4 protein-coding genes and 1 pseudogene are annotated in these 4,070 nt (G+C 69.7%); 4 read left to right on the forward strand and 1 reads right to left on the reverse strand.

Annotated features, from left to right (window positions below):
* Both JGS39_RS37465 and JGS39_RS37470 read left to right on the forward strand, forming a co-directional pair.
* Positions 1-994 (forward strand): nuclease/transposase family protein (locus JGS39_RS37465; protein WP_504740115.1); only part of this gene is annotated, 994 nt, incomplete at its 5' end.
* A gap of 18 nt (positions 995-1,012) precedes the next feature.
* A complete protein-coding gene (locus tag JGS39_RS37470; protein ID WP_219574254.1) occupies positions 1,013-2,005 on the forward strand; it encodes a YihY/virulence factor BrkB family protein in 993 nt (330 codons plus the stop codon).
* Here JGS39_RS37470 and JGS39_RS37475 read toward each other — a convergent pair.
* Positions 1,953-3,215, reverse strand: coding sequence for a D-alanyl-D-alanine carboxypeptidase family protein (locus tag JGS39_RS37475; protein WP_372456190.1), 1,263 nt, complete (start codon positions 3,213-3,215; stop codon positions 1,953-1,955). The two genes, JGS39_RS37470 and JGS39_RS37475, sit on opposite strands and share 53 nt — an antisense overlap.
* A 121-nt stretch (positions 3,216-3,336) precedes the next feature.
* On the opposite strand from JGS39_RS37475, the gene JGS39_RS37480 reads away from it, so the two are divergent.
* Both JGS39_RS37480 and JGS39_RS37485 read left to right on the forward strand, forming a co-directional pair.
* Positions 3,337-3,582: an SCO4848 family membrane protein gene (locus JGS39_RS37480; protein WP_219574256.1), complete on the forward strand. Its 246-nt coding sequence runs from the start codon at positions 3,337-3,339 to the stop codon at positions 3,580-3,582.
* Between the two features lie 65 nt (positions 3,583-3,647).
* A pseudogene (locus tag JGS39_RS37485) lies at positions 3,648-4,070 on the forward strand (metallophosphoesterase); the annotation flags it as partial.

Consider the following 4,070-nt stretch of genomic DNA (forward strand, 5'->3'; position numbering starts at 1 on the left):
CGGGAACGAGACGATCCGCGTCACCCCGGACGGCCAGGTGTCCATCAAACTCCCCGCACCACTGGCCCACCTCGCCAACAGCCCACACGGCCGCTACACCCTCACCTCCACCACGGTGGCGTTCGCACACCGGGGTGTGGAGTGGGCCGACCGCATCGAGGCGAACCGGGCGGTCGCCTACCGCATCCACTACGACACCACCCGGGACCGCTGGTATCTGACCGCGTCCTGGCAACGCCCCACCATCCAGACCATCCCCATGGAAGCAGCCCGGGCCAAGGGCGTGATCGGTGTCAACACCAACGCCGACCACTTCGCCGCCTACCACCTCGACTCCCACGGCAACCCCGTCGGCGAACCCCACCGCTTCACCTACGACCTGACCGGCACCACCCATCACCGCGACGCGCAGCTCCGCCACGCCCTGACCCAACTCCTGCACTGGGCACGGCGGACCGGTGTGGGTGCGATCGCGATCGAGGACCTCGACTTCGGTGCGGAGAAGACCCGGGAGAAGCACGGGCGCAGGAAGAGCTTCCGGCAGCTGATCTCCGGGATTCCTACCGGGAAGCTCAAGGCCCGGCTGGTCTCCATGGCCGCCGAGCAGGGCCTGGCGGTGGTCGCGGTCGACCCCGCCTATACCTCGATGTGGGGTGGTCAGCACTGGCAGAAGTCGCTGACCACCCCGCACCGGAAGATGTCCCGTCACGATGCCGCCGGTATCGCGATCGGGCGACGCGCCCTCGGACACCCGATCCGGCGACGGACGACACCGCCCCCACACGACCGGAGTGATCGCGTGGGGCATCGGACCGTCCAGGCCGATCACGGTGCACGAGGACGTGAGGGAACCCGCCCACCCGCAACGGACCACACCCCTGGAGGCATGTCACCGAGCGGGACGCGAAAGCGGCGACCCAGCGCACCCAAAACCGTTCGGGATGTGCCCAGAACACATCAGTGGGTACAGGACTCACTCATGCACACTGGCTAGGAATGGTAGTCGTACGACATGGACTGGCTGAAAAAACTCCCCGTCATCGGGCCGCTCGTCTCCCGGCTGATGGAGACGCACGCCTGGCGCAGCTACGAGACGCTGGAACGGGTGCACTGGGCGAGGCTCGCCGCAGCGATCACGTTCATCAGCTTCCTGGCGCTCTTCCCGCTGATCGCGGTCGCCGCGGCGATCGGTGCGGCGCTGCTCTCGGACAAGCAGCTGGACAAGATCGAGGACAAGGTCGCCGACCAGGTGCCCGGCATCTCCGACCAGCTCGGCATCGACAACCTGGTGGCACACGCGGGGACGGTCGGGCTGGTGGCCGGTGCGCTGCTGCTCTTCACCGGCATCGGCTGGATCGGCTCGATGCGGGACTGCCTGCGCGCCGTCTGGGGCATGGACGACGTGGACGAGGGCAACCCCGTCCTGCGCAAACTCAAGGATGCCGGAGTGCTGTTCGGGCTGGGCGGGGCGGCCCTGGTGACGCTCGCGATCTCCTCGGTCGGCTCCGTGGCCGTCGGCCGGGTCGCCGATCTGCTCAACATCCCGGAGGGCGGCGCGGGCGGCGTGCTGCTGCGCGTCGCGGCCCTGCTGGTGGCGGTCGTCGCCGACTTCCTGCTGCTGCTCTACCTGCTGACCCTGCTGCCCGGCGTCGAGCCGCCGCGGCGCCGGCTCATGGTGGCCGCGCTGATCGGCGCGGTCGGCTTCGAACTGCTCAAGCTGCTGCTCGGCAGCTATATGAGGGGCGTCGCCTCGAAGAGCATGTACGGGGCCTTCGGCGTCCCGATCGCACTGCTGCTGTGGATCAACTTCACGGCGAAGCTGCTGCTGTTCTGCGCCGCCTGGACGGCCACGCGGAGCAAGGACGAGGCCGACCCGGCGACGGACGCGGAGCAGGACCCCGCGTCCGCAGCCGGAGACGAAGCCGCCGGAAAGGAACCCGGCGGCAGCACCCTCAGCGGCGGGGGAGGCGGCGCACCAGGTCCGGCAGCGGCCAGCGCCGGTTGACCAGGAACGCCGCCCCGGCCACCAGGACGAGCGCTCCGCCGGCGATCCCCAGGGCGATCCCGACCCCGCCGGAACCGCCGGTGTCCGCGGCGGCCTTCGTGGTCCCGGGGCCGTTGCCGCCCTTGTTCGCGGCAGGCTTGTCCGCCTGGGCGCCCTTGCCCGTCCCCGTGCCCGTGTCGGCTGACCGCGGCGGAACGAGTTCGCCGACCGGGGTGACCTTGCCGCCGGCCGCGAAGCCCCAGTCGAGCAGGCTCGCCGCTTCCTTGTAGACGGCGTGCGTCTCGTCGGACGACGGGTTCATGACGGTGACGAGCAGCACCTTGCCGTTGCGCTCGGCGACGCCGGTGAAGGTGTTCCCGGCGTGCGTCGTGTAGCCGTTCTTGACGCCCGCGATGCCCTTGTACGCGGTGACCCCGTCGGCCCCGGTGAGCAGACGGTTGGTGTTCTGGATGCCGAAGCTCTCGCGCTCCTTGCCCTTCTTCTGCTCACCGGGGAACTGCGCCGTCGCGGTGGCGCAGTACTCGCGGAAGTCCGCCTTCTGCATCCCGCTGCGGGCGAACAGCGTCAGGTCGTACGCGCTGGAGACCTGGTTGGGGGCGTCGTACCCGTCGGGCGAGACCACGGTGGTGTCCAGGGCCTGGAGCTCCTCCGCGTGCGCCTGCATGTCGGTGACGGTCTTGGGGACGCCTCCGTACATCGAGGCCAGCACGTGCACCGCGTCGTTGCCCGAACGCAGGAAGACCCCGAGCCACAGGTCGTGCACCGTGTAGGGGAGGTCCTCCTTGACGCCGACCAGACTGCTGCCCTCGCCGAGATCGGCCAGGTCCGCGTCCTGCACCGTGTACTCACGGGTCTTCGGCTGGAGAGCCGGCGCCTGCATCACGGTGTCGGCGAAGAGCATCTTCAGCGTGGAGGCCGGAGGCAGCCGCCAGTGCGGATTGTGGGAGGCGAGCACGTCGCCCGTCTCCGCGTCCGAGACCATCCAGGACCTGCCGGTCAGGTTCTTCGGCAGGACCGGGGCGCCGGCGCCGAGATTGACCTGGGTCCCGCTCCGGCCGAGCTGTGCGCCACCGACCTGCGACATGCCGGTCGGCGGCTTCGGCTCGTCGTCCGTGGTGTCCTGACTGACCGCCGACGCGGGACCGACGAGGAAAACGGACAGCAAAGCGGCAGAGGTGACCGACAGAGCGGCCTTCTTGAGAGCTGGCACGGTCGAAAACGTACATGCAGTTGATCTGAATATGGATACCGGAGGTATGACCCGCCGTGCGTACCGCCGGGACAGCCCACCCCGGGCGAGGCGGCGGGAACGCGACGGAGATACTGATTCCATGAAGCTCAGCCGCCCCGTCTCCTGGTTCCTGCTCGCCTTCGGGGTGTGGAGCTGGTTCATCTGGGTCACTTTCGTCAAGAACCTGTGGAAGGACGGCAGTGGTCTCGCCTTCGACGACGCGGGCGACCCGACCGCCTACTTCTGGGTTCATCTGCTGCTCGCCATCACGTCCTTTCTCCTGGGGACGGCCGTGGGAGTGATCGGGTTCCGTGGCGTCAGGGCCCTGCGCAGCCAGGACGCGTAGCACGTCTACTTCCGGCCTGGGCCAAATGTGGGACAAACGGGAACGAACTAGGCGGGGGAGTGCGCATGGCGGTCCTGGGTTTCGCGCTGCTGGCGGCCGCGGTGCTCGCGCTGCTGGTCCTCGTCCACCGCTATGTGTGGCGCCGCCTCGTCGGTGACACCACGACAGCGGGCAGCCTTCCGCGCAGGGCCGGCACGGTCGCGGCGTACGTCCTGCCGCTGCTGAGCGTCGGCGCCCTGGTCTCCGGGCGCACGGGCACGCCCTTCTGGCTCCAGCAGGTGCTGGCCTGGCCCGGCTATCTGTGGCTGGCCGCCCTGCTCTATCTGACGCTCGCCCTGCTGGCCGGGGAACTCGTGCGCCCGCTGCTGAGCCGGCTGCTCGCCCGCCGGGCCGGGGACGAGCCGGAGGCGGCGGCGGAGACCGTTCCCGCCGAACCGGTCACCGCCGCACAGGGGTCCACGGTCACGACCGCGGCCCCGCCGGCCGCC

It is taken from the genome of Streptomyces poriferorum (assembly GCF_019399235.1).
Lineage (GTDB): Bacteria > Actinomycetota > Actinomycetes > Streptomycetales > Streptomycetaceae > Streptomyces > Streptomyces poriferorum.

Bases quoted from the DNA above. Each gene is read 5' to 3' on its own strand.
- JGS39_RS37470 (WP_219574254.1), top strand. From the start codon at position 1,013: ATGGACTGGCTGAAAAAACTCCCCGTCATCGGGCCGCTCGTCTCCCGG.
- JGS39_RS37480 (WP_219574256.1), top strand. From the start codon at position 3,337: ATGAAGCTCAGCCGCCCCGTCTCCTGGTTCCTGCTCGCCTTCGGGGTG.